This is a genomic window from Pseudomonas paraversuta, from assembly GCF_904063065.1.
Classification (GTDB): Bacteria; Pseudomonadota; Gammaproteobacteria; order Pseudomonadales; family Pseudomonadaceae; genus Aquipseudomonas; species Aquipseudomonas paraversuta.
Genome location: NZ_CAJFCL010000005.1, coordinates 64,371 through 89,088, shown reverse-complemented (window position 1 = coordinate 89,088; position 24,718 = coordinate 64,371). Strand labels below are relative to the sequence as shown.

The following is a 24,718-nucleotide window of genomic DNA, read 5'->3' as shown; positions in this document are numbered from 1 at the left end:
AACCCCAGCGCAGACGCCAGGAATCCAAGGTTGTTTCACGAGTCATGCGTCACCTGTTTGTTTTTATCTGTGACGGAATCGAACCCGCAACGCTTGTGGCATTGCGGAGTTAACAAGGCGGGTTAGCCTCGAAGTTTTGGCCCATCGGCATATCGTCGATGTGGCGCAAAATGCGCGGGTACGCAATTGGGTCACAGTTAAAACGCGGCGCATTGTACACCCGCACGTAGGCAAGATCCCATCACACCGCTGTTGGCAACACTAAACAAGCCGGGTTTTTACCGAAAATGCGGCGAACGGTGCTTTTTACGGAAAATTTTCGTTACACCAAGCCATTTTCAGAAGTAATTCGCCCATAAGCCATTGATTTCGTAGCATTCACTTTACGACCCGTAACGAAATCTTTCCATCTTAAAACCATTATCTGCAGGAGCATCCTGCCTCGCGATTGCAAAATCAAAAGATTGCGAGACAAGCTCGCTGCTGCTGCATCCGCGGTTTATTGCAGGCATAAAAAAACGCCAACCCCGAAGGATTGGCGTTTTTTGTACCGCGTTACAGGTTAACGCTTATTGCGGCTTGCGACGACCGAAGCCCGGGCGCTGACCCGAACCTGCCGGTGCGCCACGGCGCTTGCCCGACGGTGCATCGTCGACCAGCTTGGGGCCCGAACGGGTTGGCTTGGGCGAACGCTTGTTCACTTCGCTCGGACGCTCTGCAACCGGCGCGCCGCGACCCGCAGGTACACGATCGGTACGACCGGCCGGCTTACGGGCCGGACGGGCTGCTTCATCACGGGCCGGACGCGCCGGGCGCTCGCCTTCGATGTGCGGCTGGCGTGCTGGACGCGGAGCCAGTGGCGCACCTTCGGCCGGACGCAGGGTACGGGCAACGCGATCGGTACGGGCCACAGGGCGCGACGATTTACGCTGCATACGCTCAAGCTTGTCTTTGCTCTTGGCGTTCATCTGCGGCATGGCAACCGGCGTGAGGCCGACTTCAGCACTGAGGATATCAACCTCGAACTGGCTCATTTCGCGCCAGCGACCCATCGGCAGGTCGGAGTTGAGGAACACCGGACCGAAACGCACGCGCTTCAGGCGGCTGACCACCAGACCCTGGGATTCCCACAGACGACGCACTTCACGGTTACGACCTTCCATCACTACGCAGTGGTACCAATGGTTGAAGCCTTCGCCGCCCGGAGCCTGCTTGATGTCGGTGAAACGCGCCGGGCCGTCTTCCAGCACAACGCCGGCCTTGAGGCGCTCGATCATCTCGTCATCCACTTCGCCACGTACACGTACCGCGTATTCACGGTCCATCTCGTAGGAAGGGTGCATCAGGCGGTTAGCCAGCTCACCGTCGGTGGTGAACATCAGCAAGCCGGTGGTGTTGATGTCCAGTCGACCGATGTTGATCCAGCGGCCTTCTTTTGGACGCGGCAGTTTGTCAAACACGGTCGGACGGCCTTCAGGGTCGTCACGGGTGCAGATTTCGCCGTCGGGTTTGTTGTACATGATCACGCGGCGAACCGATTCGGCTGCCTCTTCACGCTTGATCACTTTGCCATCAATGGAAATGGCGTCATGCAGGTCTACGCGCAGACCCAGGGTTGCATCCTTGCCATTGACCTTGATCCGGCCCTGGCTGATCCAACTCTCTACGTCGCGACGCGAACCCACGCCAATACGGGCGAGAACTTTTTGCAGTTTTTCGCCTGCTGGGCCAATTTCCTGGCTGTCTTTAGGGTCTAGATCACTCATCTGGGCACCTCCCGGTGTGTCAACTCAGGCAATAGCTGAGGTGTTGAAAATGGGGTCTCTCAGCTCGAGCGAGCGTTTGAGGGTCGCGAATCATACGCTGATGTGGCGCATAACGCATCAAAGCCTAGTCATGAACTGCAAGACTTACTTCTTTTTCCGCCGACCGGTGGCGTCCAGGGCCAGCAATCGCAAGGCCGACTCGGCCAGCACGATGCGCTTGTCTTCCTTGTCGAGCTTCTTCCAGGCCCGGATTTCACGCTTGGTGCGACCGCAGCCGATACAGATATCGTCGTTGAACTTACAAATATCGATGCAGGGGTCTTTGGTTGAACTCATGCAAAGTCCTCGTGATTGGCCCTGCAAGAGCGAGCTTGCCTCGCGATCTTTTAAAAGCTCGAAAGATCGCGAGGCAAGTTCGCTCCTGCAGCGGGGGCGTCAGTCTTCCTGTTCGCGGCGTTCTTGTTCGATGGCTTCGGCCAAGGCCCGGGCCTCGAGCTCTTCCTCGCTCAGGGTTGACCGCGCTTCCAGTGCCGCCACGGCAGCGCGCAACCGTTCACGCGCCAACTCGGCGGCGCTAAGTCTTGGCTCTGGCTCTGGCTCTGGCTCTGGCTCCGGCTCCGGCTCCGGCTCCGGCTCCGGCTCCGGCTCCGGCTCCGGCTCCGGACTTGATTCAAGCACTTCAACTGCAACCAGGGCTTCTTCGACAGGAGCGCCATCGCGAAGCAGGTCATCAAAGTCGGTTTTAAGACCCTCCTCCATGGTGTCCAGTTCCACCAGCAAGGTACGGAAGCTGGTCTCATCCTTGGGCTCTTCGGGCTCGGCACTTTCATCGGCCAGGGCCTGCAGGTGGGCCGGCACCGGGGCGTCATCGAAGTCGAGGATCGGGTCCGGTTCCAGCTCGCGCAACTCGGCCAGGGGCGGCAAGTCGTCGAGGTTGCGCAGGTTAAAGTGATCGAGAAAGCCTTTGGTGGTGGCGAACATGGCAGGTTTACCCGGCACGTCCCGGTAGCCCACTACACGGATCCATTCACGCTCAAGCAAGGTTTTGACGATATGGCTGTTAACCGCCACGCCACGCACATCTTCGATTTCGCCGCGGGTGATCGGCTGACGATAGGCAATCAGCGCCATGGTTTCGAGCATGGCCCGCGAATAGCGCTGCGGACGCTCTTCCCACAGGCGCCCGACCCAGGGTGAAAACTTCTCGCGTATCTGCAGGCGGTAGCCCGACGCTACTTCCTTGAGTTCAAAAGCCCGTCCGTCGCAGGACTTGCGCAACAATTCCAGGGCTTTTTTGAACACGGGCGGCTCGGGACGCTCACCCTCTTCAAACAGTTCAAACAACCGCTCAAGGCTTTGCGGCTTTCCCGAGGCCAACAAAAAGGCCTCGAGCAAGGGCGCCAGCTCGCGGGGTTCAGTCAAATTCATGGTTTCAGCTCTTTATTCGGCTCTCGCCCGCACATGGATTGCCGCAAAGGGTTCATTCTGTACCAACTCGACCAGCGACTCTTTGACCAGTTCAAGAATGGCCATAAAGGTTACAACCACACCCAGACGGCCCTCTTCGGCGGTGAAGAGTTCGACAAAGGGTACAAAGCCGCCGCCTTTGAGGCGTTCCAGCACATCGCTCATCCGCTCCCGGGTCGACAGGGCTTCGCGGCTGACCTGGTGATTTTCAAACATGTCAGTACGGCGCAAGACTTCGGCCATCGACATCAGCAACTCTTCCAGCGCTACATCGGGCACCAGCTTGCGCGCCCGGGCTTCGGGCGCATCGAGCTTGGGCACAATCACATCGCGCCCTACCCGGCTCAACCCATCCAGCCCCTCAGCCGCCGCCTTGAACCGCTCGTACTGCTGCAAACGACGGATCAATTCGGCCCGGGGATCGCCCTCGTCCTCCTCGATCTCGGCCGAGCGCGGCAGGAGCATGCGCGACTTGATCTCGGCCAGCATGGCAGCCATGACCAGGTATTCGGCAGCCAGCTCCAGGCGCACGGTTTTCATCAGCTCGACATAGCCCATGTACTGACGGGTAATTTCCGCCACCGGGATATCGAGAATGTTGATGTTCTGCTTGCGGATCAGGTACAGCAGCAAGTCGAGAGGGCCTTCAAAGGCGTCGAGAAACACCTCCAGGGCATCCGGCGGAATGTACAGGTCCAGCGGCATTTCGATGACCGCCTGGCCATATACCATGGCAAACGGCAATTCCTGCTGGGCACCGGCCTGGGCATCAACGCCTTCTATGGTTTCGACGTCAGACATCAGGCCTCGACCATAAACGGCGTCGGATCGCCGCAACCCACGCGTACCACTTCAGGTTCGAGGTCGATCAGGCTGATCACGGTCGAGGCTTTATTGCCGCCGAATCCGCCATCGATGATCAGGTCGACCTGTTTCTCCAGGGCATCGCGAATTTCGTACGGATCTTCCATCGGCTCTTTTTCACCCGGCAGGATCAGGGTCACGCTCATTAGCGGCTCCCGCAGCTCCTCAAGCAGCGCCAGGGCAATCGGATGACTGGGCACCCGCACGCCAATAGTCCGGCGCTTGGGGTGCAGCAGCAGCCGCGGAACGTCACGGGTGGCGTTCAGAATAAAGGTGTAGGGCCCCGGTGTATGGGCCTTGAGCAGCCGAAACACACCGGTTTCAACCTTGGCAAACAAACCCAGTTGCGACAAATCGCAGCACATCAGGGTGAAGTTGTGTTTGTCGTCCAGATTACGCAGGCGCTTTATGCGCTCGATGGCGTGCTTGTCGCCCATCTGACAGCCCAGGGCATAGGATGAATCGGTGGGATAAATCACCACCCCGCCCTTTTTGATAATCTCGACGGCCTGTTTGATCAGCCGCGGTTGCGGGTTTTCCGGATGAATCTGGAAAAATTGGCTCACAGAGTTTCCCTGTTCAGACGTTGGCAGCGGGCTGGTCATATTTGAATCGACGCCAAAGTGGCGGCAAATCTTCGGGGATCGGGCGATATTCGCCGATCTCGGACCAACCACCAGGGCCATGAAAATCACTGCCGGCACTGACCAGCAGACCGAACTCACGCGCCAGGATCGCCAGGCTGCCGACCTGCTCGGCCGGCTGATGCCCGTTGACCACTTCAATCGCGTGACCCCCGGCTTGAATATAGTCGCCAATCAGCCGGCGGCGCTTGCTGCGGGTGAAATCGTAATGCGAAGGATGCGCCAGGCTGACCCAGGCCCCGGCGGCGCGCAAGGTGGCGACCGTGTCTTCAAGGGTCGGCCAGTGCAGTTTGACGTCACCCAGCTTGCCGGCCCCCAGCCATTTGCGAAACGCCTCGGCGCGATCCTTGACGAAGCCGGCCTGAACCAGGAAATCGGCAAAGTGCGGGCGGGCCGGAGCATTGCCGCTGTCGCCCAGGGTCTGCTGTATGGCTCGCGCACCTTCAAGCGCTCCGGGCATGCCTTTGAGCTCAAGCTTGCGGCTGATCTCCTGCGCCCGAAGCCAGCGCCCATCGTGGAGCCTGGCTATGGCCTCAACCAGCGCCGGAGCATTGACATCGAAGCCGTAGCCCAGCACATGAATCGTCGCTCCACCCCAGGTGCACGACAATTCAACGCCATTGATCAACGTCATGTTCAACGCCAGCGCCGCTTCGCGGGCTTCGTCGAGGCCTTCAAGTGTATCGTGATCGGTCAGGGCCAGGACTCGCACACCTTTCTCGAACGCACGCGCAACCAGTACCGCCGGCGCCAGGGCGCCATCAGAAGCTGTGCTATGGCAATGCAAGTCAATTTCCACGGGAATTTAATAACCTCTAGCTGACGCTTTCGCTGTCATTGATGTTTGTTATTATGCCGCCACATCCTGCTTCTGGCTGCCACTGTGAAACAATTCATCGACTTCATCCCGCTGTTACTGTTTTTCATCGTCTATAAAATCGAACCTCGCATCGTCGAAATCGCCGGGCACAGCTTGTCTGTGGGCGGTATCTACAGCGCTACGGCAATGCTGATCATCAGTTCACTGGTGGTTTACGGCATTTTGTTCATCAAGCAGCGCAAGCTCGAAAAGAGCCAATGGCTGACCCTGATTGCCTGCCTGGTGTTCGGTAGCCTGACCCTGGCTTTCCACAGCGAAACCTTCCTCAAGTGGAAAGCGCCAGTCGTAAACTGGCTGTTTGCACTGGCATTTGCCGGTAGCCACTTTATCGGCGACAAACTGTTGATCAAACGCATCATGGGCCATGCACTGACCCTCCCCGATGCGGTGTGGACCCGCCTGAACCTGGCCTGGATCGTGTTCTTCCTGTTCTGTGGCGCTGCCAACCTGTTCGTTGCCTTCACCTATCAAAGCATCTGGGTCGACTTCAAGGTGTTCGGCAGCCTGGGCATGACCGTGCTGTTCCTGATAGCCCAGGGTGTTTATCTGTCGCGTCACCTGCATGACACCGAACCTGCACCGACCAACTCAAAAACCGAGGACTGACATGCTCTACGCAATTATTGCTACCGACGTCGCCAACTCGCTCGATGCCCGCCTGGCTGCACGCCCGGCCCACCTTGAACGCCTGAATCAACTCAAGGATGCAGGCCGCATCGTGCTGGCAGGTCCGCACCCGGCCATCGACAACAATGACCCTGGCGCAGCCGGCTTCAGCGGCAGCCTGGTCGTGGCCCAGTTCGACTCCCTGAGCGCTGCCCAGGCCTGGGCCGACGCGGATCCTTACGTCGCAGCCGGCGTATATGCCAATGTGATCGTCAAGCCGTTCAAGCAAGTACTGCCGTAACCCCTACGGCACAGTGTGATTGCAGTATCTTTGCCAGTGACCGACCTGTACCCCGTCGGCACTGGCTAAATCGAGTAAGCCATGAGCGACCTGTTACTGATAGATGATGACCAGGAGCTGTGCGAGCTTCTGAGCAGCTGGTTGAGCCAGGAAGGCTTTCAGGTACGCGCTTGCCACGACGGTCAGAGTGCCCGCAAGGCGTTGAGCGAATCCAGCCCCGATGCCGTGGTGCTGGATGTGATGCTGCCTGACGGCAGCGGTCTGGAACTGCTCAAGCAACTACGCCAGGATCACCCCGAATTGCCGGTGCTGATGCTGTCAGCCCGCGGCGAACCCCTGGACCGTATTCTCGGGCTCGAACTGGGCGCCGATGACTATCTGGCCAAACCCTGCGACCCCCGCGAACTGACCGCCCGTCTGCGGGCTGTATTGCGCCGCAGCCACCCGACCGCGGTATCCAGCCAGATAGAACTGGGAGACCTGTGCTTTAGCCCGATGCGCGGCGTGGCCACTATCGACCAGCACGACATCACCCTGACCGTTTCCGAAAGCCGTCTGCTCGAGGCCTTGCTGCGCCAGCCGGGAGAGCCGCTGGACAAGCAGGAGCTGGCACAGATCGCCCTGGGCCGCAAATTGACCCTGTACGACCGCAGCCTGGACATGCATGTCAGTAACCTGCGCAGAAAGATTGGCCCCCACCCCGATGGCCGCCCGCGCATCGTCGCATTGCGCAGCCGGGGTTACTTCTATAGCGCCTGAAGCACCACGTTTCTCTGTGGGAGCCGGCTCCCACATAAGCCTGTTATGTAAATCCGCAGCAATACCCTCTTTACCCAAGCTTTACCCTCGGCTGACAGCGGTTGACCTTGATCTCCCTACACTGAGCACATCCGGATTCACCGGAACTGTCATGAAGGAGACACACCATGCGTAAGACTCTAATTGCTTTGATGTTTGCTGCTGCCCTGCCAACCGTCGCAATGGCCATGCCTGGTGGCGACGGCCCAATGGGTCCACGACACGGCGGTGAGCACGGTCGCGGCGACGCCCCTTACAGCCAACTGGACCTGAGCCGCGAACAGCGCCAGCAAATCGGCAAATTGATGGGCCAGCAAATGCATGATCGCAAGCAACTGGTCGAAAAATATCTGGAAAAACTGCCGGCTGCCGACCAGCAAGCCTTGAAAGACGAGATCAAGGCCAAGCAGGACAAAACCCAAAGCGAGATCCGGGCCGTGCTCAAGCCTGATCAGCAGAAGACCTTCGACGAGATGCAAAAGAAACGTGCCGAGCGTCAGGCAGAGTGGAAACAGTTCAAAGAGTGGAAAGCACAACAGGCTCCAAAAGCGCAATAATTCGCGCAACCCTCAAGCCCAACGACCCCTGGCCGTTGGGCTTTACGCGTTCTGATCAATTAACTGCGAGGAATTACCGTGCGATCACTGTTTTGGCGCATTCTCGCCAGCTTCTGGCTGGCGATTGCCCTGGTCGCAGGGCTGTCGCTCCTGCTGGGGCACATGCTCAATCAGGACGCCTGGATCCTCAGCCGGCATCCCGGTATCGCCAATCTGGCGCAGCAGTGGACTGAACGCTACGAAACCCAGGGCGCCGATGCCGCGCAAGAATTCCTCGAGAAGCGTAAACGCCGTTATCACATTGACGTACAGGTCCTTAACGAAAGTGGCGACCCTGTGGTACGCGGTACGTTTCCACGTCGGGCTGCCGCATGGGAGGCACGCCAGCATCCCGGTGAAGAACAACTGCCGTGGCGCCGCCTGACCGTCGAGTACACCAGCCCGAAAACCGCTGAAACCTATTTGCTGATTTATCGCATCCCGCACCCGGAACTGGATGCCTGGCATCGCCAAAGCCTGATCTGGCCGCTCAGCGCGCTGGGAATTGCACTGGTGGTGCTGACCCTGTTCAGCTTGCTGGTCACCCTGTCGATCACCCGCCCGCTGAGTCGCCTGCGCGTAGCTGTACATGACCTGGGCCAAACCACCTACCAGCAAAACAGCCTGGCGCGACTGGCTTCACGGCGCGATGAGTTCGGGGTGCTGGCCACCGACTTCAACCGCATGGGCGCACGCCTGCAAAGCCTGATTGGCAGCCAGCGCCAATTGCTGCGTGATGTGTCCCATGAACTGCGCTCGCCACTGGCCCGGCTGCGTATCGCCCTGGCACTGGCAGAACGCGCCGGGCCCGAAGAGCGCGAGAAACTCTGGCCGCGCCTGACCCGCGAGTGCGACCGCCTGGAGTCATTGATCAGCGAAATTCTGGCCCTGGCACGGGTTGATGCCGACCAGGCCAGTGCCGAGCCCATCGAGCTCAACGGTCTGCTCCAGGCGGTACAAAAAGATGCCTCGCTGGCGGCTCCCGAGCAATCGGTACAACTCACTGCAGAACCTGGCTTGAGCCTTAGCGGGTGGCCGACAATGATCGAGCGCGCGGTGGATAATCTGCTGCGCAATGCGCAACGTTTCAGCCCGCCCGGACGCCCGATTGAATTAAAGGCCTGCCGTGAAGGCGAGCGCATCAGCATCAGCGTGCGGGATTACGGGCCCGGAGTGCCCGGGGAATATCTGGCGCAATTGGGCGAGCCGTTCTTCCGTGCGCCCGGCCAGACGGCGGCCGGACATGGCCTGGGTCTGGCCATAGCCCGTCGCGCGGCAGAACGCCATGGCGGCAGACTGGTGCTGAACAATCATCCGGACGGAGGATTTGTTGCCACGCTGGAGTTGCCACTGGAGCCGAACGGCACTCTTTAGACCCGCGAATCAATAAACCCTTGAAGCGTGCTTGCTCGCGATTGCATCACCTTGGTGTCTCAGAAAAACCGAAGTGCCTGCAGCGCGAGACAAGCTCACTCCTGCAAGGAATTCACGCCGACCACTGCTGCACAAACTCAGCCGTATCCACCTTCGGCGCGGCACGCAGTTCATTCTGCGCAGTTCCCAGGTACAGAAACGCAACCACCTGCTCGCCCTCTGTCAGCCCCAGCCCTTTGGCCACTTGCGGTGCATATGACAGCTCACCCGTGCGCCATACCGCACCAATGCCCTGGGCGTAGGCCGCCAGTTCAATGGCGTGAGCCGCGCAACCTGCGGTGATCAACTGCTCGGCCCTGGGCACTTTGAAGTGGTCCTGCAGGCGGGCCACCACCACAACCACCAATGGCGCGCGCAACGGCATGGCCCGGGCTTTGTCCAATGCTGCCGGGGTCACCTCTCCACCCTGGGCCTGTACGGCTCCGGCGAGGATTTCACCCAGCTGATGCCGCGCATCGCCTTCCACCGTCAAAAACCGGTAAGGGCGCAACTGGCCGTGGTCCGGCGCACGCAAAGCAGCCGCAAACAGTACTTCACGTTGCTCAGCCGTTGGCGCCGGATCGAGCAGGCGCGGGGCAGAAACACGGTTGAGCAAAGCGTCGAGAGCCTCCATTGGCCACCTCCTGAAGAAAATGTGCGGCTATTCTAACGGTATCTAGCCAAGGGCTGGCGGTTTACATACCCCGCCCCACAGGTAGAATGGCGCCCCTCTTTCATCCCGAGCTGACTTCATGGCGTTGCCGACCTTACGCATCATCGGTTTCATTATCGGCATCTTCCTGATTACGCTCGCGATCAGCATGGCCGTACCTATGCTGACACTGGTGATTTTTGACCACATGGGCGATCTGCCGTCCTTTCTGTGGGCCAGCCTGATCACCTTTCTGGCCGGATTGGCACTGGTCATTCCCGGACGCCCCGAGCAAGTACACCTGCGCCCCCGAGACATGTATCTGCTGACCGTCTCCAGCTGGGTAGTGGTGTGTGTATTTGCCGCCCTGCCGTTTTTGCTGACACAGCACATCAGCTACACCGACTCGTTTTTCGAAAGCATGTCCGGCATCACCGCTACCGGCTCAACGGTACTCAGCGGTCTGGACACCATGTCGCCCGGCATATTGATGTGGCGCTCGATGCTGCACTGGCTCGGCGGTATCGGCTTTATCGGCATGGCGGTAGCGATTTTGCCGCTGTTGCGAATCGGCGGCATGCGCCTGTTCCAGACCGAGTCGTCAGACCGTTCCGAAAAAGTCATGCCGCGCTCGCATATGGTGGCCCGCCTGATTGTGGCCACTTATGTCGGCATCACCATTCTTGGCAGCCTGGCCTTCTGGTGGGCCGGAATGAGCGTGTTTGATGCGATCAACCATGCCATGTCGGCAATTTCCACCGGCGGCTTTTCAACCTCGGACAAGTCCCTGGCCAAGTGGTCACAGCCTGCGGTGCACTGGGTCGCTATCGTAGTCATGATCATGGGCAGCCTGCCCTTTACCCTGTACGTCGCCACCCTGCGCGGCCATCGCAAGGCGCTGATCAAGGATCAGCAGGTACAAGGCTTGCTCGGCCTGTTGCTGGTCACCTGGCTGGTGCTCAGCGCCTGGCTCTGGTGGACCACCAACATGCCGTGGGGGGACGCCTTTCGCCATGTGGCGCTGAACGTAACTTCAGTGGTGACGACGACAGGCTTTGCACTGGGCGACTACAGCTTGTGGGGCAATTTCTCGCTGATGCTGTTTTTCTACCTCGGTTTTATTGGTGGCTGCTCGGGCTCCACCGCAGGCGGGATCAAGATTTTCCGCTTTCAGGTTGCCTACATTCTGCTCAAGGCCAACCTCAACCAACTGATTCACCCGCGGGCAGTGATCAAGCAGAAGTACAATGGCCACCGCCTCGACGAAGAAATCGTGCGCTCGATCCTGACCTTTTCGTTCTTCTTTGCCATCACCATTTGCGTGATTGCCCTGGCCCTGTCGTTGTTGGGGCTGGACTGGATGACCGCCCTCACCGGCGCTGCCAGCACGGTGTCCGGTGTAGGCCCCGGGCTGGGCGAAACCATCGGGCCTTCCGGCAACTTCGCCAGCCTGCCGGACGCGGCCAAGTGGATCCTGTCACTGGGCATGTTGCTCGGGCGCCTGGAGATCATTACCGTGTTTGTACTGTGCATCCCGGCGTTCTGGCGGCACTAAAAGCTGAATCGGCATACCCTGCAGGAGCGAGCTGTTCTGATAAAGGCTCGCTCCTGCAGACCACTTACAGAGACCAGATCACCATGGGCCAGATCCTGTCACTGCGTAATTACCGCCAAGAGGTGATCGCCCATAGCCATGAGCACCCGCAGGTGGTGATCAGCCTCTCAGGCAAGCTCGATTTCGAGGTGGATGGCCGCGCCAGCAGACTGCATCGGCAACATCTGATGGTGGTTCCGGCAGGCGCCCATCACACCTGTGAAAGCGAACAAGGCAGCCAATGCCTGGTACTCGATGTACCCGGCGAAGAAGACTGGCTAGGCCAATCGCTGGGCCAGCACGCCGACGCCAGCCGCCGGTTGCTCGACAGCGCCGCACAGCTGTCTCTGGACCCCATGCAGCATCAATTGGTCAACTGGCTGGCCAGCAGTGCGGTCAGCGACCCGCTGATCTCCCGTCAGGGGGCAATCCTGTTGCTGGCCAGTTTAAACACGCTCGCCCCTGACTCGCCGCCCCCCAAACGCCTGCCCCTGGCAGCTCTGGATGCCTATATCGACCAAAACGCCGCCTACCCGCTGCAGGTGGCTGATCTGGCACGTATCGCAGGGTTATCCAGCACGCGCCTGCACAGCCGCTTTATCAGTGAATGCGGGCAAACGCCGATGGATTACATTCGCCAACGCCGCCTGCACAGTGCCCTAAGCCTGCTGCGCCGTAGCATGCTGCCCATAGGGGAAGTCGCCTGCCGCGTCGGCTATACCTCGCAAAGCGCCTTTGCTGCCGCCATGCTCCGCGAGTTCGGGGCCTCGCCTTCGGCACTGCGGCGCGAGTCTGGCGACAACTGACGCGAGTCTGGCGACAGACGGGCCTGCCCCCCGCACCTTAGACTGCAGGCCTTGCCCGTATTGATTCAAGGACTGCAATGACTCCGCGTACTGCCCTGGGCGCCCTGCATATTGGCGCATTGATGTTCGGCCTGACCGGCGTGTTCGGCAAACTGGCCGCCGCATCGGCCTCGATTATCGTGTTCGGCCGGGCAGGTTTTGCAGTGCTTGCCCTCGCCTGCTTTGCCGGGCTGGCCAGACACACGGTGTGGTGCAAGCCGACATTGCGCGACGTGCGCGGTCTGCTGCTCAGCGGCTTGCTGCTGGCCGGGCACTGGGTGAGTTTTTTCATCTCGGTAAAGATTGCCGGGGTGGCCATTGCAACCCTGGGCTTTGCCAGCTTTCCGGCGTTTACCGTGATCCTTGAAGGGCTGATTTTTCGCGAACGGATCCGGCTCAACGAAATCATCCTGGTGATACTGGTCAGCGTCGGGCTGATCCTGGTCACCCCGACCTTTGATCTGGCCAGCCAGGCCACCGAAGGCTTGCTCTGGGCGATTGCCTCGGGCCTGCTGTTTTCGTTGCTGTCCCTCAATAACCGGGCCTGCTCGGGACGGCTGCCTGCGGTGCAGGCGGCGATGTGGCAGAACGCCGTGGTTGCCCTGTGCCTGCTACCCTTCGCCGCGCCTGGCCTGGGTCAAGTGCGGCCATTGGACTGGCTGTGGATCGGCCTGTTGGGGGTGTTCTGCACGGGCGTGGCCCATAGTTTGTTTGTCGCCAGCCTGGCGGTGATCAAAGCCCGCACCGCCGCCGTAGTCTTCGCCCTGGAGCCGGTGTACGGCATCACCCTGGCCTGGCTGTTGTTTCACGAGACGCCGACCTTGCCCATGCTGCTGGGCGGGGTGCTGATCATCGTCGCGATTGTCGTGTCGAGCCGCATGGCCAGCGGACCTGCACCGGGCAAGCCCGTATTGGCGACCAACCCTCACTGAACCCGGTCGTTGTGCCCCAGATCACGTTGCGGATCAATTTGGTCGCGCACCCGTTGCTTGAGCACTTTAGCTTCGGGAAAGCCGCCATCCGCCTTGCGCTCCCAGATCTGCACGCCATCGCAGGTAATACGAAACACCCCGCCGGTGCCCGGCTGCAACGCCACCTGCGCCAGGTCATCGGAAAATGTGCTGAGCAACTCCTGGGCCAGCCATGCCGCACGGAGTAACCACTGACACTGCGTGCAATAGGTGATAACAATTTCCGGTTTGCTGACTGCCATGTTTCTCGGGCTCCTGAAGTGAAAGGCGCCGCTATAATAGCCACCTTTGTCGCTTGCCCAGAGATTCATGATGCGCCGCCTGCTGATTTGCCTGCTTTTGTGTTTATCCCCGCTGGTACTGTTTGCCGCCGAAAATCCACACCCCAAGATCGGCCTGGTGCTTTCCGGTGGCGCGGCCCGTGGCCTGGCCCACGTCGGCGTGCTCAAGGCACTTGAAGAACAGGGCATTCACGTCGATGCCATCGCCGGCACCAGCATGGGCGCAGTGATCGGCGGCCTGTATGCCTCGGGCTACAAGATCGACGAACTGGAAAAGCTCGCACTGGGGATCGACTGGCAAGAAGCCCTGTCCGATGCTCCGGCCCGGGCAGACATCCCGTTCAGGCGCAAGCAGGATGACCGCGACTTCCTGGTCAAACAGAAACTCAGCTTTCGCGACGATGGCAGCCTTGGGCTGCCATTGGGAGTGATTCAGGGGCAAAACCTGTCGCTGCTGCTCGAGAGCTTGCTGGCCCACAGCAGCGACATCCGTGATTTCGACAAACTGCCGATCCCCTTCCGGGCTGTGGCTACCGACATCGTCAATGGCGAGAAAGTGGTATTTCGCAAAGGCCACTTGCCTCAGGTGATCCGCGCCAGCATGTCGATTCCGGCGGTGTTTGCCCCCGTAGAAATCAACGGTCAACTGCTGGTCGACGGCGGCATGGTCGACAACATCCCGGTGGACGTAGCCCGCGAAATGGGGGTGGACCTGGTCATTGTGGTGGATATCGGCACGCCGTTGCGCGGGCGCAAACAGCTCAACACCGTGTTCGACATCCTCAACCAGTCCATCACATTGATGACCCGCAGCAACTCCGAGGTGCAGCTTGCGTCCCTGAAGCCGGAAGACATACTGATCCAGCCTGCGCTGGCCAGTTTTGGAGTCACCGATTTTGGTCGTTCGCAAGACATTATCAACGCTGGCTATCGCGCCACCCAGGCCCTTGAAAAACGCCTGGTCAGCCTGCGCCAGCCCGGGGACAAGCAACTCGATGCCGCCCGCTCACCTGAGGAGCGCACCCCGGTAATCACCGCGGTCAAGATCGAGAATGATTCGAAAATAGACGACTCGGTGATCCGCTATTACATTCGCCAGCCGGTGGGTGAACCGCTGGACCTGGGCCGTCTGCATCGGGATATGGGCACGCTGTACGGGCTGGACTATTTCGAACAGGTGCAATACCGCGTGGTGCACAAAGGTCAGGACCGCACCCTGGTGATCAGCGCCCGGGGCAAGCGCAGCGGCACTGACTACCTGCGGCTGGGGCTCAACCTTTCAGACGATATGCGCGGCGACAGTGCGTTCAACATCGGTGCCAGCTATCGGGTCAACGGCATCAACCGGCTGGGTGCCGAGTGGCTGACGCGGGTACAAATCGGCGATCAGCAAGAGTTGTACAGCGAGTTCTATCAGCCACTGGATGCCGGCTCGCGGTATTTTGTTGCGCCCTATATCAACGCCCATTCGCAGAACGTGGAGTCGATCCTCGATAACGATCCAATCGCCGAATACCGCCTGGAACGCTATGGTTTTGGCTTGAATTTTGGTCGTCAGATCGGCAACAGCGGTGAAATCCGCCTTGGCGTTGGCGAGGCCTGGGGCGAAGCCAATGTGCGAATTGGCGAACGCGACTTGCCGAGCACCAGCTTCAATGAAGGCTTTTATGACCTGAAATACTCGTTCGATTCGCTGGATAACGTGTACTTCCCCCATGAGGGTGAGGACATCAGCCTGAGCGTGCGCCAATTTGAGCCGGGAATTGGCTCTGATGAGCGTTATCGCCAGTGGGAGTTTCATCTGGACAAGGCGTTGAGTTACGGGCCGAACACCTGGATTCTGGGCGGGCGCTACGGGCGCACGCTGGACAAGGCCAACGTGGTGACATCGAGCTTCTTGCTGGGTGGTGCACGACAGTTGTCGGGCTTCAGGGAAGATGCGATTTCCGGGCAAAACGTCAGTTTGATGCGCGCGGTTTACTACCGCCGCCTCACTCCACGCTCGTACTTGCCGTTTGATTTCCCGCTGTATGCCGGCGCGTCACTGGAGCGCGGGCGGGCCTGGAACAACGACAATGAATTCGACAGCGGCTACATCAATGCCGCGAGTATTTTCATCGGCTTCGACACACCGCTGGGCCCGCTCAACTTCAGCTATGGCTTTAACGATGATGATCAAACAGCGCTGTACCTGAATCTGGGCCAGACGTTCTAAGGAGTACTAACCCTGCAGGAGCGAACTTGCTCGCGAGCAAGCTTGCTCCTGCAGGGTTGTGATCAGTGTTTTTCGAGGTTATCCAGGATGCGCTGGTGAACACGCATGCAGATGCGCTGCTCTTCTTCGTCTACGCCCACAAACAGTTCCTGGCGCAACGCAGTGGCAATGGCTTCGATCTGGGCGATCAATGGCCGGGCGGTATCGCTCAATACAATTTTCTTGGCGCGCCGGTCTTCGGCCACAGCATGACGCTGCACCAGCCCCTGAGCTTCAAGACTGTCAAGCAAGCGGGCCAGGGTCGGCCCTTCAACCCCGACACTCTGGGCCAGTTCGCGCTGGGTAGGCACATTTTCAAAACGTGCCAGGTGCAACAGCACCAGCCAACGTGCTTGCGACAAACCAAGACCAGCAAGACGACGATCCAGCTCGGCACGCCAGCCACGGGACATTTGGGCCAACTGCATGCCAAAGCGGTGTTGATCGGTTAAAGGCATAAAAAACTCAATGGTTAGACTGAAAAAGAGTGAACCTAATTGTTAGCCAGCTAAGCATGGAGCTTGCACATAGGCAAGACCTATAAGTCAATCAATTCGTTACATATCAATAACCAGCACTACATTTCGAACTCGGCCTGCAGTGCCGCACGCACGCAATACAGCACGCCTTCAGGTACCCGGCCTTTGAACTGCTCGGCAATGCTGGCCACACTTGGCAGCTCGCCCTCACCATCCAGGAACGCGTCCTGCACTTCGCCCATCAGCTCCTCGGGCAAGTCCAAAGCCTGCTCAAGGGACAATTCCTGACGGCCGATTGCTTCAGCCAGCATCGTATAAACGTTCTTTTCAGAACATTGCAGCTGCCCGGAAATCTGCAATGGCGTCATGCCGGCGCGGGCCAGGCTGATCAGCTCGTGACGGATGTCGGCCACCACTTTCGGGGTTTCGGCCTGCCCGCCCAGAACCTCGAGGAAGGCCTCGCCGTAGCGCTCCAGCTTGCGTGCACCTACGCCGCTGACTGCAGCCATCTCGGACAACGAGGTGGGCTGGCTGCGCAACATTTCCAGCAGGGTCGAGTCGGGGAAGATGACGTAAGGCGGCACCCCGTGCTCTTCGGCCAGTTTGCGCCGCAAGGCCCGCAGGGCCTCCCACTGCTCGCGCTCTTCGCCACGCACCAGTTGGCTGGCCGGGCTGGCGGAACTACTCTTGACCGTCGTTTGCGGCTTGAGCTCGCGGCGCAGTTCCAAAGTCACTTCGCCGCGCAACAACGGCCGGCAGCTGTCGCTTAATCGCAAACCGCCGTAGCCTTCGATATCAATATCGGCCAGACCACGGGCCACCAATTGACGGAACAGTGTGCGCCACTCGCCTTCAGCACGGGCTTTGCCCACACCGAATACCGACAAATGCTGATGACCCATGCTGCGGATTTTTTCGTTTTCGCGGCCCAGCAACACATCGATCAAATGACCTGTGCCATAGCGCTGACCCGTGCGATAAATCGCCGACAGCGCCTGGCGCGCAGGCTCGGTGGCATCCCAGGTTTGCACGCCATCCACACAGTTGTCGCAGTGCCCACAGGGTTGCGGCATGTCTTCGTCGAAATAGGCGAGCAAGGTCTGCCGGCGGCAGCGGGTTTCTTCACACAAAGACAGCATGGCATCGAGCTTGTGATGCTCCAGACGCTTGTGCCGCTCATCTCCCTCGGAGTTTTGCAGCATTTGCTTGAGCATCACCACGTCTTGCAGGCCGTAGGCCATCCAGGCGTCGGCGGGCAAGCCATCGCGCCCGGCCCGGCCGGTTTCCTGGTAATACGCCTCAAGGGACTTGGGCAAATCCAGATGCGCGACAAAGCGCACGTTGGATTTGTCGATCCCCATACCGAACGCAATGGTCGCCACCATGATCAGCCCCTCCTCATTGAGAAAGCGCTTCTGGTTGGCTGCACGCGTCTCGCTGGGCAGGCCGGCGTGATACGGCAGTGCCGGGAAACCCTGATCACACAGGAACTGCGCCACTTCATCGACTTTTTTGCGCGACAGGCAATAGACGATGCCCGCATCGCTGCGGCGTTCGGAAAGGAAGGCCAGCAACTGCTTGCGCGGCTGCTCTTTAGGCACGATGCGGTAAAAAATGTTGGGGCGGTCGAAACTCGACAAAAACCGCTCGGCGTTCTGCAAGTGCAGACGGGTAACGATTTCTTCGCGGGTGCGCTTGTCCGCCGTGGCAGTCAGGGCAATCCGCGGCACATTGGGAAACACTTCGGCCAGCTGGCCCAGCTGCAGGTATTCGGGACGGAAGTCGTGGCCCCACTGGGACACGCAATGCGCTTCGTCGATGGCAAACAGGGCGATGTCCAGGCTCTGCAAAAACGCCATCATGCGCGGCTGTACCAGGCGTTCAGGTGCCAGGTAGAGCATTTTTATTTCACCGCGCTTGATCCGGTTCGCCAGGTCACGCTGTTGCTCGGCATTCAGCGTCGAGTTCAAGGCCGCTGCCGCCACCCCGAGCTCTTCAAGGGTTGCCACCTGATCGTCCATCAATGCGATCAATGGCGACACCACCACCGCCAGGCCATCGCGCAGGAGCGCCGGAACCTGGAAACACAAGGATTTGCCACCGCCGGTAGGCATCAGCACCAAAGCGTCGCCACCACTGGCCACGCGCTCAATAATGTCACCCTGACGGCCACGGAAACTGTCGTAGCCGAAGATGTCCTTGAGTACGCGTTGAGCCTGTTCGAGCATAAAAACTCCAGAAATCGCCGAAACACCCCTGCACAAGCGGCATCCGACGCGGCCTCAAGCTGATTCGACAGCTCGGGCGCAGGGCGCGGGATCCGCTGCATTCACTGCAGGGCATCACAAAACGCGGCAGTATACCCGAGCACTCCCCCCCGCAGGGCGCTGTGATTGCACTACCGATCACCGGGAAGTGAGGCCAAATGTGCCCTGCGACTGGCCTGTACGCTCAAGAAAGCCTAGAATTCGTTATTGTTTATTTTCTAGGTAGTCCTTCAATGTCCTTCGCTGAGCAACTAACCCGCCTGCAAGTCTTCCTCGACGCCGACGAGCTGCATGACGAGGCGCTGGACTACGTGGCCACCCACGGTTTTCTGACAGCCCTTTCCATCTGCTCCGAAGCAGTACCTGAGCGCGAATGGATTGACGCCATCTTCTCTGAAGAAGCGCCGCACTACAAAGACGACGCCCAGCGTGCCGAGATCGAAGCCACCCTGATTCAACTCAAGGCCCACATCGCGCGCCAGCTGGCTTCCGACGAAGAATTCGAACTGCCTTGCGATCTGGATCTGGGCGACGAGCCTGATGATTCCGACCTGCGCGGCTGGTGCATCGGCTTTATGGAAGGCGTGTTTACCCGTGAAGCGGCCTGGTTCGAAACCGCCGAAGAAGAAGTCAGCGAAATGCTGCTGCCAATCATGGTGGGTTCCGGCCTGTTCGATGATCAGCCGGAGTTTGCAGACATCGCCCAGGATGCCAACCTGATGGACGACATGATCGTGCAGATTCCCGAAGCGCTGACTGCTTTGTACCTGCTGTGCAATGCACCAGACGAAAAACCGGCGATCCTCAAGCCTCGCCACCACTGATTCAGTGATTCAGCCCCCTGTCGGCAACCGTTCGCGGTTGCTGCGCTACGCACTGTTTGCCATCGGCTGGCTGAGCGTAGCGCTGGGGGTTATCGGTATCTTCCTGCCGGTATTACCCACCACCCCCTTCCTGCTGTTGGCTGCTGCCTGTTTCGCCCGCAGTTCGCCGCGCTTTTATCAATGGCTGGTCGAGCACCCACGGCTCGGGCCATGGATCCGCGACTATCTTGATGGCAACGGCATCCCCCTCAAGGGCAAGGTCTACGCCATTGGCCTGATGTGGCTGAGTATTGGCTTGTCCTGCTATCTGGTGCCTTTACCCTGGGCCCGGGGCTTTATGCTGACCAGTGCCGTGCTGGTGAGCATTTACATCCTGCGCCAGAAAACCCTCGAAAAACCCTGATGCACATCCAACACCTGTAGGAGCGAGCTATTGCCGTTTTGACAGAACAGATCGCGCCTACGGTTTTTATACGGTTTTATCGCCATGGTTACGCTGATAGGTGTCCGCGCCCATCGCCTCGATCTGGCCCTCGATCAGCGCTTCAAACGGGCGTAATAAAGGCGCAAACGAGGTTGGCGTCTCCAGGATCTCCAGCGCCTGCACTATCGCTTCCAGGGTCGACAATGCCCCCGGCCCGGGAGCCTTGCGCAACCGGTAGCGCGATACCGCGCCTTCAGGCAGCGTGACCCTGGGCAGTTGCGCCAGCAACGGGTTCAGATGCAGTAGTTTGCGCGCCTTGCGCCACGTACCGTCCGGAACCACCAGCAGCCATGGCAGGCTTGCATCAGACGGCCTGGCAGTGCCGATCAGTTGCGCATCCTCTCCCGGGAACAACAACCGCGCCTGATATCCCGGAGGATTGAGCAAAGTGGCCAGATCCTCAAAGACCTCCCCTACCCGCAGCTCAGCGTTAAGCAGACCAAGATCCGCCAAGCGCGCCGTATTGAGCGCATGGCCGACCTCGCTCGGATGCTGTAACAGCAACACCCGGGTACGGCTGTCCAGCTGCGGGATCAAGGCGCACAGGCAATGGGTTTGCGGGCGCAAGCAGCGAGGGCATTGGGCTCGGGACATGACAATAAAATCTCGTTCAGGGTTGATTAAGCTGCGCTTTGAGCAGGTCGCGGAATGTTTGAATCAACGGCTCGCGGCTGCGACCACGGCGCACGATCATCGAAAACGGAGCCTGATAACCAAAGGTCGCCGGCAACAACACACGCAAATCCCCCTTCTCCACCCAGGGCTCGGCGTAGTGTTCCGGCAAATAGCCGATATAGGCGCCCGACAACACCAGAATCAGCTGCGCTTCCATGCTGTCGACTGTCGCCGCGCTGTGCTTGAAGCCGTGGCGCGCCAACTCGGCCTGACTCCAGTAACCGCGACCGACCATGCGTTGCTGAGTAATGACCGGCTCAGGAATACGTCGCTCAGCGAACAAAGGATGCCGCGTGCTGCAATACAGCCAGTGCTGCTCGCGATACAACGGCTGATAGACCAGACCGCTCATGCGCGTCGAGAACGCCCCGATGGCCAGATCCAGGCGGTTGTCCTGTACCCCGAGCTGTAATTCATACGGGCTCATCACTGACAGGTGCAGGTGCACCGCCGGGTGCTCCTGGCTGTAGTCGCCAATGGCCTGGGCAAAAGGCAGCGCTTTATCGCTGACCGTGGAGTCGATCACCCCCAGATTCAGGGTGCCGCGCAACTCACCCTTGAGCGCTGCGGCATATTGCTCAAACCCCTCCAGCTCGCCCAGCAGGCGCAATGTTTCCTGATGGAACAACTCGCCCTTGCTGGTGAGGCTGAACCCGCCGCGGCCGCGATGACACAGCACCAGCCCCAGATTGGATTCGAGCTGGCTCATGTAGGTACTGATGGCCGAGGTAGACAGGTTGAGTGCCTGCTGGGCATTGGCAAACCCCTGGTGTCTGACCACGCTGGTAAAGATTCGCAATAGTTTTAGATCAGGTAAAGCGTTGGCCATGAAAAACTCACATGATTAGGCGGAACAAAAATCGCACTCAACCTGCAACAACCGGCTTGCCGGCGACAGCATTACCTCACACCTCTAAAAACCGGTTGTCTGCATCGCCGGCAAGCCGGCTCCCACATCAGTCCCCCATGTTTGACGAAGCAAATTCTACCCCGAGCCCCGGCATTAGTTTAGAAAAACATGAACTAAGTATTTGCCCATAGGGATTCTTCCCACATGCCTCCTTTCGCAGAATCCCTCGCCATACCCATAACAAACAACGAGGCCTCTGCCGTGGACAAAATTCTTCATCAACCATTGGGCGGCAACGACATGCCGCGCTTTGGCGGCATAGCCACCATGTTGCGCCTGCCCCACCTGCAATCGGCCAAAGGCCTGGACGTCGCATTTATCGGCGTCCCCCTGGACATCGGTACCTCGCTGCGCCCCGGCACCCGTTTCGGACCTCGCGAAATCCGTGCCGAATCGGTGATGATCCGCCCTTACAACATGGCCACCGGCGCCGCACCGTTCGACTCGCTATCGGTGGCCGATATCGGTGACGTGGCAATCAACACCTTCAATCTGCTGGATTCGGTGCGCATCATCGAAGAAGCCTACGACGAGATTCTTGAACACGACGTCATCCCGCTGACCATGGGCGGAGATCACACCATCACCCTGCCCATTCTGCGGGCGATTCATAAAAAGCACGGCAAGGTCGGACTGGTCCACATCGATGCCCACGCCGATGTTAACGACCACATGTTCGGCGAGAAAATCGCCCACGGCACCACCTTCCGCCGCGCCGTGGAAGAAGGCCTGCTGGACTGTGACCGTGTGGTGCAGATCGGTCTGCGCGCCCAGGGTTACACCGCAGAAGACTTCAACTGGTGCCGCACCCAGGGCTTTCGTGTAGTACAGGCCGAAGAGTGCTGGCACAAATCCCTGGCACCACTGATGGCCGAAGTCCGCGAAAAAGTCGGCAACGGTCCGGTCTACCTGAGCTTTGACATCGACGGTATCGATCCTGCCTGGGCACCCGGCACCGGCACCCCGGAAATCGGCGGCCTGACCACCATTCAGGCGATGGAGATCATTCGTGGTTGCCAGGGTCTCGACCTGGTGGGCGGAGATCTGGTAGAAGTCTCGCCGCCTTACGATACAACCGGTAATACCTCATTGCTGGGGGCTAACCTGCTCTACGAAATGCTCTGCGTAATGCCCGGCGTCGTGCACCGCTGAGGGTTGACCATGAGCCAACGCGATGAGGTTTTGCGTGCCGCAGCCGACCTGGTTTCGGCTTTTGCGCGCAATGATCGCGAAGCCTATTTCGGCGCGTTCAGCGCCGATGCCAGCTTCGTTTTTTATACCCTGGCCCAACCACTTCTGAGTCGCGATGCCTATCAGGCGTTGTGGGACAGCTGGCGCCTGGAGGAAGGATTCGAGGTGCTTTCATGCATCTCGAGCAATGCCTTTGTCAGCCTGCAAGGTGACGTGGCGGTCTTTGTGCATGACGTGGCCACCGAGCTGCGCATGCAAGGGGAGCAATTTTTTAGCCAGGAACGCGAGACCATTGTCTTCAAGAGGCAAGCATCCCGCACACAAGAACAACAAGGCCTGTGGCTGGCCTGTCACGAACATTTATCCGCTATGCCGGAAGGGCTGCCGCCCCCTTAGCCAATGTGACCGGAGCTGATCATGAATAATAAAAACAAGCAAAATAATGTGCGTCAAATAGAAACCCACGGCGTCGAGCAGATTCCGGACCATGAACGCAGCGCCAGACCCGGCGATTTGTTTCGCCTGATCTTCGGCGGCGCCAACACCTTTGCCACCGCCGTACTGGGCAGTTTTCCCGTACTGTTCGGCTTGTCGTTTCAGGCCGGGGCCTGGGCGATTGTGCTCGGCGTGTTGCTGGGCTCGCTGATTCTGGCCCCCATGGGCTTGTTCGGCCCGCTCAATGGCACCAGCAACGCCGTGTCTTCCGGTGCACATTTCGGTGTGCACGGGCGGATTGTCGGCTCGTTCCTGTCGCTGCTGACCGCCATCGCCTTCTTCTCATTGTCAGTCTGGAGCTCCGGCGATGCGTTGATCGGCGGCGCCAAGCGCATGATCGGGGTTCCGGAAACCGACCTCAGCCTGGGCCTGGCCTACGGCGTGTTCGCGATTCTGGTGCTGACGGTTTGCATCTACGGCTTCCGCTTCATGTTGTGGGTCAACCGCATTGCAGTGTGGGCCGCCAGCCTGTTGTTCCTGCTGGGGATCTTCGCTTTTGCCCCGGCATTCGACAGCCAGTTCGCCGGCAGCGTCGCACTCGGTCAGACCGGGTTCTGGGCGGCCTTTATCGGCGCTGCGCTGGTGGCAATGAGCAATCCGATTTCCTTTGGCGCATTCCTCGGCGACTGGTCGCGCTACATCCCCCGCGCCACCCCCAAACGCCGGATCATGCTGGCGGTGATTGCCGCTCAGATTGCAACCCTGATCCCGTTTCTGTTCGGCCTGGCCACTGCAACCATAGTGGCGAGCAAAGCACCGGACTATATCGCGGCCAACAACTATGTCGGCGGCCTGCTGGCCGTTTCCCCGAGCTGGTTTTTCCTGCCGGTGTGCCTGATTGCGCTGATCGGCGGCATGTCCACCGGGACTACTTCGCTGTATGGCACCGGCCTGGACCTGTCCAGCGTGTTCCCACGCGTGTTGTCACGGGTAAAGGCGACATTGCTGATAGGGGTCATGTCGATCGCCTTCATCTTTATCGGACGTTTCGCGGCAAATCTGGTGCAAAGCGTCTCGACCTTCGCCGTCCTCATCATCACCTGCACCACCCCGTGGATGGTGATCATGATCATTGGCCTGATCAAACGTCGCGGTTTCTATTGCCCGGATGACTTGCAAGTGTTCACCCGTGGCGAAAGCGGCGGCCGCTACTGGTTCACCCGCGGCTGGAACTGGCGCGGTCTGGGTGCCTGGATTCCCAGTGCGCTGGTGGGCTTGTGCTTCGTCAACCTGCCGGGCCAGTTCGTGGGACCGCTGGGCAATCTTGCCGAAGGCATTGATATCAGCCTGCCGGTCACCCTGGGACTTGCGTCGCTGGTGTATCTGGCCCTGCTCAGCCTGTTCCCGGAGCCGGCTTCAGTGTTCGGCCCCCTCGACCCACGCAGCAAGCCCAAGACCGCAGCCGTTAACACCGCATTACCTCAAACCGCCTGACCGCCCCATAAAAAAATAATTGGAGAC

At 59.5% G+C, this 24,718-nt stretch carries 26 protein-coding genes; 14 read left to right on the top strand and 12 right to left on the bottom strand.

The genetic code is table 11. The annotated features are described in order from the left end of the window. Positions 1-569: 569 nt before the first annotated feature. The 6 genes from rluB to JQ845_RS11690 all read right to left on the bottom strand — a co-directional run bounded on the left by rluB (position 570) and on the right by JQ845_RS11690 (position 5,540). Positions 570-1,766, bottom strand: coding sequence for a 23S rRNA pseudouridine(2605) synthase RluB (rluB, locus tag JQ845_RS11715; protein WP_003441763.1), 1,197 nt, complete (start codon positions 1,764-1,766; stop codon positions 570-572). A 144-nt stretch (positions 1,767-1,910) separates the two neighbouring features. Continuing rightward, complete coding sequence (locus JQ845_RS11710) at positions 1,911-2,102, bottom strand: DUF1289 domain-containing protein (RefSeq protein ID WP_003441761.1); 192 nt, start codon at positions 2,100-2,102, stop codon at positions 1,911-1,913. A gap of 99 nt (positions 2,103-2,201) precedes the next feature. Beyond that, positions 2,202-3,194 (bottom strand): SMC-Scp complex subunit ScpB, encoded by a 993-nt coding sequence (scpB, locus tag JQ845_RS11705; RefSeq protein WP_203009017.1) that lies wholly within the window; start codon positions 3,192-3,194, stop codon positions 2,202-2,204. 12 nt (positions 3,195-3,206) lie between these two features. Beyond that, positions 3,207-3,905 (bottom strand): segregation and condensation protein A, encoded by a 699-nt coding sequence (locus tag JQ845_RS11700; RefSeq protein WP_165439780.1) that lies wholly within the window; start codon positions 3,903-3,905, stop codon positions 3,207-3,209. 128 nt (positions 3,906-4,033) lie between these two features. Next, positions 4,034-4,663: an L-threonylcarbamoyladenylate synthase gene (locus tag JQ845_RS11695; RefSeq protein ID WP_003441755.1), complete on the bottom strand. Its 630-nt coding sequence runs from the start codon at positions 4,661-4,663 to the stop codon at positions 4,034-4,036. 13 nt (positions 4,664-4,676) lie between these two features. Beyond that, a complete protein-coding gene (locus JQ845_RS11690) occupies positions 4,677-5,540 on the bottom strand; it encodes a PHP domain-containing protein (protein ID WP_003441754.1) in 864 nt (287 codons plus the stop codon). Positions 5,541-5,624: 84 nt separating this feature from the next. On the opposite strand from JQ845_RS11690, the gene JQ845_RS11685 reads away from it, so the two are divergent. From JQ845_RS11685 to JQ845_RS11665, 5 genes are all read left to right on the top strand, one after another. Beyond that, a complete protein-coding gene (locus JQ845_RS11685) occupies positions 5,625-6,227 on the top strand; it encodes a septation protein A (RefSeq protein WP_003441752.1) in 603 nt (200 codons plus the stop codon). A 1-nt stretch (position 6,228) separates the two neighbouring features. Next, positions 6,229-6,528, top strand: a complete 300-nt coding sequence (locus JQ845_RS11680) for a YciI family protein (RefSeq protein WP_003441750.1) — start codon at positions 6,229-6,231, stop codon at positions 6,526-6,528. Positions 6,529-6,609: 81 nt separating this feature from the next. Further along, positions 6,610-7,287: a response regulator transcription factor gene (locus JQ845_RS11675; protein WP_003441747.1), complete on the top strand. Its 678-nt coding sequence runs from the start codon at positions 6,610-6,612 to the stop codon at positions 7,285-7,287. Positions 7,288-7,454: 167 nt separating this feature from the next. Further along, a complete protein-coding gene (locus JQ845_RS11670) occupies positions 7,455-7,883 on the top strand; it encodes a Spy/CpxP family protein refolding chaperone (RefSeq protein ID WP_003441736.1) in 429 nt (142 codons plus the stop codon). A 78-nt stretch (positions 7,884-7,961) separates the two neighbouring features. Continuing rightward, positions 7,962-9,296: a sensor histidine kinase gene (locus tag JQ845_RS11665; RefSeq protein ID WP_203009016.1), complete on the top strand. Its 1,335-nt coding sequence runs from the start codon at positions 7,962-7,964 to the stop codon at positions 9,294-9,296. A gap of 112 nt (positions 9,297-9,408) precedes the next feature. Here JQ845_RS11665 and JQ845_RS11660 read toward each other — a convergent pair whose 3' ends face one another. Next, positions 9,409-9,969 carry a nitroreductase family protein gene (locus JQ845_RS11660; RefSeq protein ID WP_010656453.1) on the bottom strand — a complete coding sequence of 187 codons (561 nt, stop codon included), beginning with the start codon at positions 9,967-9,969 and terminating at the stop codon, positions 9,409-9,411. Positions 9,970-10,087: 118 nt separating this feature from the next. Between JQ845_RS11660 and JQ845_RS11655 the strand changes: the two genes are divergently transcribed. From JQ845_RS11655 to JQ845_RS11645, 3 genes are all read left to right on the top strand, one after another. Then, positions 10,088-11,542, top strand: coding sequence for a TrkH family potassium uptake protein (locus tag JQ845_RS11655; RefSeq protein ID WP_003441731.1), 1,455 nt, complete (start codon positions 10,088-10,090; stop codon positions 11,540-11,542). 83 nt (positions 11,543-11,625) lie between these two features. Beyond that, positions 11,626-12,387: a helix-turn-helix transcriptional regulator gene (locus JQ845_RS11650; RefSeq protein WP_127196224.1), complete on the top strand. Its 762-nt coding sequence runs from the start codon at positions 11,626-11,628 to the stop codon at positions 12,385-12,387. Positions 12,388-12,464: 77 nt separating this feature from the next. Continuing rightward, complete coding sequence (locus JQ845_RS11645) at positions 12,465-13,358, top strand: DMT family transporter (protein WP_003441727.1); 894 nt, start codon at positions 12,465-12,467, stop codon at positions 13,356-13,358. Here JQ845_RS11645 and JQ845_RS11640 read toward each other — a convergent pair. Beyond that, a complete protein-coding gene (locus tag JQ845_RS11640; RefSeq protein ID WP_010656454.1) occupies positions 13,352-13,639 on the bottom strand; it encodes an Rdx family protein in 288 nt (95 codons plus the stop codon). The genes JQ845_RS11645 and JQ845_RS11640 overlap by 7 nt on opposite strands. Before the next feature lie 70 nt (positions 13,640-13,709). On the opposite strand from JQ845_RS11640, the gene JQ845_RS11635 reads away from it, so the two are divergent. Next, complete coding sequence (locus JQ845_RS11635) at positions 13,710-15,893, top strand: patatin-like phospholipase family protein (RefSeq protein WP_203009129.1); 2,184 nt, start codon at positions 13,710-13,712, stop codon at positions 15,891-15,893. 62 nt (positions 15,894-15,955) lie between these two features. Here JQ845_RS11635 and JQ845_RS11630 read toward each other — a convergent pair whose 3' ends face one another. After that, positions 15,956-16,390, bottom strand: coding sequence for a MarR family transcriptional regulator (locus JQ845_RS11630; protein WP_003441722.1), 435 nt, complete (start codon positions 16,388-16,390; stop codon positions 15,956-15,958). A gap of 119 nt (positions 16,391-16,509) precedes the next feature. Beyond that, on the bottom strand, positions 16,510-18,639 hold the full coding sequence (gene recQ / locus JQ845_RS11625) for a DNA helicase RecQ (RefSeq protein ID WP_003441720.1): 2,130 nt from the start codon (positions 18,637-18,639) through the stop codon (positions 16,510-16,512). A gap of 272 nt (positions 18,640-18,911) precedes the next feature. Here recQ and JQ845_RS11620 point away from each other — a divergent pair, with 272 nt between their 5' ends. Together JQ845_RS11620 and JQ845_RS11615 are read left to right on the top strand one after the other, a co-directional pair. Then, the gene (locus JQ845_RS11620) at positions 18,912-19,502 is read left to right on the top strand and encodes a UPF0149 family protein (protein WP_003441718.1); all 591 of its coding nucleotides are present in this window, start codon (positions 18,912-18,914) and stop codon (positions 19,500-19,502) included. Positions 19,503-19,506: 4 nt separating this feature from the next. Further along, positions 19,507-19,905 carry a YbaN family protein gene (locus tag JQ845_RS11615; protein ID WP_177412973.1) on the top strand — a complete coding sequence of 133 codons (399 nt, stop codon included), beginning with the start codon at positions 19,507-19,509 and terminating at the stop codon, positions 19,903-19,905. A gap of 66 nt (positions 19,906-19,971) precedes the next feature. On the opposite strand, the gene JQ845_RS11610 is transcribed toward JQ845_RS11615, so the two are convergent. After that, positions 19,972-20,580, bottom strand: a complete 609-nt coding sequence (locus JQ845_RS11610) for a tRNA-uridine aminocarboxypropyltransferase (protein ID WP_203009015.1) — start codon at positions 20,578-20,580, stop codon at positions 19,972-19,974. A 16-nt stretch (positions 20,581-20,596) separates the two neighbouring features. Further along, positions 20,597-21,490, bottom strand: coding sequence for a LysR family transcriptional regulator (locus tag JQ845_RS11605; protein WP_003441713.1), 894 nt, complete (start codon positions 21,488-21,490; stop codon positions 20,597-20,599). A 282-nt stretch (positions 21,491-21,772) separates the two neighbouring features. Between JQ845_RS11605 and speB the strand changes: the two genes are divergently transcribed. Genes speB through JQ845_RS11590 form a run of 3 tightly spaced genes read left to right on the top strand, consistent with a single transcriptional unit; the run spans position 21,773 to position 24,691 of the window. Further along, positions 21,773-22,723: an agmatinase gene (speB, locus tag JQ845_RS11600; protein ID WP_003441711.1), complete on the top strand. Its 951-nt coding sequence runs from the start codon at positions 21,773-21,775 to the stop codon at positions 22,721-22,723. Between the two features lie 9 nt (positions 22,724-22,732). Continuing rightward, positions 22,733-23,158, top strand: a complete 426-nt coding sequence (locus tag JQ845_RS11595; protein WP_203009014.1) for a YybH family protein — start codon at positions 22,733-22,735, stop codon at positions 23,156-23,158. 21 nt (positions 23,159-23,179) lie between these two features. Further along, positions 23,180-24,691, top strand: a complete 1,512-nt coding sequence (locus JQ845_RS11590) for a purine-cytosine permease family protein (RefSeq protein WP_010656458.1) — start codon at positions 23,180-23,182, stop codon at positions 24,689-24,691. The last annotated feature ends 27 nt before the right edge of the window (positions 24,692-24,718 follow it).

Coding starts and splice junctions, on each gene's coding strand:
- rluB (WP_003441763.1), bottom strand. CDS start 1,766: ATGAGTGATCTAGACCCTAAAGACAGCCAGGAAATTGGCCCAGCAGGC.
- JQ845_RS11710 (WP_003441761.1), bottom strand. CDS start 2,102: ATGAGTTCAACCAAAGACCCCTGCATCGATATTTGTAAGTTCAACGAC.
- scpB (WP_203009017.1), bottom strand. CDS start 3,194: ATGAATTTGACTGAACCCCGCGAGCTGGCGCCCTTGCTCGAGGCCTTT.
- JQ845_RS11680 (WP_003441750.1), top strand. CDS start 6,229: ATGCTCTACGCAATTATTGCTACCGACGTCGCCAACTCGCTCGATGCC.
- JQ845_RS11675 (WP_003441747.1), top strand. CDS start 6,610: ATGAGCGACCTGTTACTGATAGATGATGACCAGGAGCTGTGCGAGCTT.
- JQ845_RS11670 (WP_003441736.1), top strand. CDS start 7,455: ATGCGTAAGACTCTAATTGCTTTGATGTTTGCTGCTGCCCTGCCAACC.
- JQ845_RS11660 (WP_010656453.1), bottom strand. CDS start 9,969: ATGGAGGCTCTCGACGCTTTGCTCAACCGTGTTTCTGCCCCGCGCCTG.
- JQ845_RS11655 (WP_003441731.1), top strand. CDS start 10,088: ATGGCGTTGCCGACCTTACGCATCATCGGTTTCATTATCGGCATCTTC.
- JQ845_RS11650 (WP_127196224.1), top strand. CDS start 11,626: ATGGGCCAGATCCTGTCACTGCGTAATTACCGCCAAGAGGTGATCGCC.
- JQ845_RS11645 (WP_003441727.1), top strand. CDS start 12,465: ATGACTCCGCGTACTGCCCTGGGCGCCCTGCATATTGGCGCATTGATG.
- JQ845_RS11640 (WP_010656454.1), bottom strand. CDS start 13,639: ATGGCAGTCAGCAAACCGGAAATTGTTATCACCTATTGCACGCAGTGT.
- JQ845_RS11635 (WP_203009129.1), top strand. CDS start 13,710: ATGCGCCGCCTGCTGATTTGCCTGCTTTTGTGTTTATCCCCGCTGGTA.
- JQ845_RS11630 (WP_003441722.1), bottom strand. CDS start 16,390: ATGCCTTTAACCGATCAACACCGCTTTGGCATGCAGTTGGCCCAAATG.
- recQ (WP_003441720.1), bottom strand. CDS start 18,639: ATGCTCGAACAGGCTCAACGCGTACTCAAGGACATCTTCGGCTACGAC.
- JQ845_RS11620 (WP_003441718.1), top strand. CDS start 18,912: ATGTCCTTCGCTGAGCAACTAACCCGCCTGCAAGTCTTCCTCGACGCC.
- JQ845_RS11610 (WP_203009015.1), bottom strand. CDS start 20,580: ATGTCCCGAGCCCAATGCCCTCGCTGCTTGCGCCCGCAAACCCATTGC.
- JQ845_RS11605 (WP_003441713.1), bottom strand. CDS start 21,490: ATGGCCAACGCTTTACCTGATCTAAAACTATTGCGAATCTTTACCAGC.
- JQ845_RS11595 (WP_203009014.1), top strand. CDS start 22,733: ATGAGCCAACGCGATGAGGTTTTGCGTGCCGCAGCCGACCTGGTTTCG.
- JQ845_RS11590 (WP_010656458.1), top strand. CDS start 23,180: ATGAATAATAAAAACAAGCAAAATAATGTGCGTCAAATAGAAACCCAC.